Source organism: Salipiger bermudensis HTCC2601 (genome assembly GCF_000153725.1).
In the GTDB taxonomy this organism is placed as follows: domain Bacteria; phylum Pseudomonadota; class Alphaproteobacteria; order Rhodobacterales; family Rhodobacteraceae; genus Salipiger; species Salipiger bermudensis.
This window is the reverse complement of sequence record NZ_DS022276.1, coordinates 2,187,891-2,190,511: the sequence shown is the minus strand read 5'-3', so window position 1 is coordinate 2,190,511 and position 2,621 is coordinate 2,187,891. Positions and strand designations below refer to the sequence as shown.

Here is a 2,621-nt window from a genome sequence, read left to right as displayed (position 1 = left end):
ACCGCCTCCGCCAAGGGCGAGCTGCGCGGTCTCGACATCGATCCGTCGATCTTCAACTCCGACGACAAGGAAGTGGTCGAGGACCTGATCCTGGCCGCCATCAAGGAGGCCCAGACCAAGGCGCAGGAGAAGGCGCAGGAGGAGATGCAGAAGCTGACCTCCGAGATGGGCCTGCCGGCGGACATGAAGCTGCCGTTCTGACGCGCCGCTCGCGCCCCCAGAAATGACCCGAGCGGCGCCCCGAGGGGCGCCGCGCTTTTCTGCCTTCCGGAGGCTCCCGCTTGCCCGACCGCACCGAAATCGACGCCCTGATCGACCTGATGGCGAAGCTGCCCGGCCTCGGGCCGCGCTCGGCGCGACGGGCGGTGCTGCACCTGATCCGCAAGCGCGCGCTGCTCCTGCAGCCGCTGGCCGATGCCATGCAGCAGGTGGCGAGCTCGGCACGCGAATGCCTCAACTGCGGCAATGTCGGCACCGCCGAGATCTGCCCGATCTGCGCCGACGCGCGCCGCGCCAATGGCCAGATCTGCGTGGTCGAGGACGTGTCCGATCTCTGGGCGATGGAGCGCTCGGGCGTGTTCAAGGGCCGCTACCACGTGCTTGGCGGCACGCTCTCGGCGCTCGACAACGTGGGCCCAGAAGAGCTCCGCATCCCGCAGCTCGTCTCGCGCATCGACGGCGAGGCGATCAGCGAGGTGATCCTCGCGCTCAACGCCACCGTCGACGGCCAGACCACGGCGCATTACATCGCCGACCAGCTCGAGACCCGGGTGGAGCTGACCTCGCTGGCGCAGGGCGTGCCGATCGGCGGCGAGCTCGACTATCTCGACGACGGCACCATCACCGCCGCACTCAACGCCCGCAAGCGGGTGTGAGGGCCGTCCCCACCGACGCCCCGCCCCCCGCACATGAAAAAACGCGCCGCTTTCGCGACGCGTTTTCTGTCTGGCAGGCCGAAGGCGGATCAGCCGCGCGGATCGTCACTGTCGTCCTCGTCGTCGTCATCGCCGCCGGAGGGCAGGTTGAAGAAGCTGTCCGCATCCGAGAAGTCGCTCGGGCCGCGGGTGTCCTCTTCCTCGTCATCCTCGCCACGCGGATCCGACAGCGAGAAGGTCTCGAGCCCCTCGATGGCCGAGGGCAGGCGCGGCTCGGGCTCCATGCCGAGGCTCTGCTCGGTCGAGACCAGCTTGCGGCGCTCGTCATCGGTCATCACCTCGTCGAGCTTCTTGGCGGCCTTCGCCACCGCGGCGTCGAGCTCGGACTGGCGGCAGAGCCCCAGCGCCACCGGATCGATCGGCTGCATGTTCTGGATGTTCCAGTGGGTGCGCTCACGGATCGACTGGATGGTCGGCTTGGTGGTGCCCACCAGCTTCGAGATCTGGCCGTCGGACAGCTCGGGGTGGAACTTCACCAGCCACAGGATCGAGTTCGGGCGGTCCTGACGCTTCGACAGCGGCGTGTAGCGTGGGCCACGACGCTTGTCTTCGTCGACGGCAGCGGCGTTGTACTTGAGCTTGAGCTTATGCAGCGGGTTGTTCTCGGCCTTGTCGATCTCCGACTGCTCGAGCTGGTTGTTGGCGACCGGGTCGAAGCCCTTCACCCCGGCGGCGACATCGCCATCCGCGATCCCCTGCACCTCAAGCTCGTGATAGCCGGTGAAATCGGCGATCTGCTTGAAGCTCAGCGTGGTGTTGTCGACCAGCCAGACGGCGGTCGCCTTGGGATGCAGCAGTTTGGCCATGTCTCGTCTCCTTGCAAGTCTCCGTCCCCTCCCCCGGACCCTCTTCGGGCCGGGAGGTCCCGAATCTGAACTCGGGACAGGTTACCGTTGTCGGGGAACTTGCGCGCTATATAGTGATCCGGACGCCAAGAGGGAAGAGAAAATGCGCTGGCTGGTTGTGTTGCTGCTGTCGGCCGGACTGGCCCATGCCGAAGGCGAGCGCGCTGGCGCCTTCGATTACTACGTGCTTTCACTGAGCTGGTCACCCACCTGGTGCGCGCTCGAGGGCGATGCGCGTGGGTCGGAACAGTGCGAGGCAGACCACGGCTGGATCCTGCACGGGCTCTGGCCACAATACTACCGCGGCTATCCCTCCTACTGCCCCACATCCGCGCGCCCACCGAGCCGCGCACGCACCCGCGACATGGCCGACATCATGGGCTCGGGCGGGCTGGCATGGCACCAGTGGAAGAAACACGGTAGCTGCAGCGGGCTGTCCGCCGAGGACTATTTCGCCCTGTCCCGGGAGGCTTACGGGCGCGTCACCCGGCCCGAGCTCCTGCGCCGGCTGGAAGAGCCCGTCACCCTGCCCGCCACGCTGATCGAGGACGCCTTCCTCGAGGCCAATCCAGGGCTCGAGCCGGACATGATCACCATCACCTGCCGCGAGGGCCGCATTCAGGAAGCCCGCCTCTGCCTGTCGGCGACGCTCGAGCCCGTGCCCTGCGGCCGTGACGTGGTGCGCGACTGCACGCTTGGCAACGCGCTGCTCGATCCGGTGCGCTGACCGCCATGCCCGGCGACGAGGGGCGCTGCCCCTCGCGCTCCCCGGGATATTTCCAGCCAGAAGAAACACATTATTAAGGTTAAGGACCGATGCTGGTCTCGCGGTACAGGCGGG

4 protein-coding genes are annotated in these 2,621 nt (G+C 67.1%); 3 read left to right on the top strand and 1 reads right to left on the bottom strand.

Translation table 11 applies throughout. The features are described 5' to 3' along the window. Both R2601_RS10470 and recR read left to right on the top strand, forming a co-directional pair. Positions 1-201, top strand: a 201-nt coding sequence (locus tag R2601_RS10470) for a YbaB/EbfC family nucleoid-associated protein (protein WP_007797696.1), incomplete at its 5' end; no start/stop codon positions are given. 80 nt (positions 202-281) lie between these two features. Next, entirely contained in the window at positions 282-875 is a 594-nt protein-coding gene (recR, locus tag R2601_RS10465; RefSeq protein ID WP_007797693.1) for a recombination mediator RecR, read from the top strand. Positions 876-964: 89 nt separating this feature from the next. Here the strand turns inward: recR and R2601_RS10460 are convergent, their stop codons facing one another. Continuing rightward, complete coding sequence (locus R2601_RS10460; protein WP_007797691.1) at positions 965-1,741, bottom strand: DUF1013 domain-containing protein; 777 nt, start codon at positions 1,739-1,741, stop codon at positions 965-967. A 142-nt stretch (positions 1,742-1,883) separates the two neighbouring features. On the opposite strand from R2601_RS10460, the gene R2601_RS10455 reads away from it, so the two are divergent. After that, positions 1,884-2,507, top strand: coding sequence for a ribonuclease T2 family protein (locus tag R2601_RS10455; protein ID WP_007797688.1), 624 nt, complete (start codon positions 1,884-1,886; stop codon positions 2,505-2,507). Positions 2,508-2,621 lie beyond the last annotated feature (114 nt).

Coding starts and splice junctions, on each gene's coding strand:
- R2601_RS10460 (WP_007797691.1), bottom strand. CDS start 1,741: ATGGCCAAACTGCTGCATCCCAAGGCGACCGCCGTCTGGCTGGTCGAC.
- R2601_RS10455 (WP_007797688.1), top strand. CDS start 1,884: ATGCGCTGGCTGGTTGTGTTGCTGCTGTCGGCCGGACTGGCCCATGCC.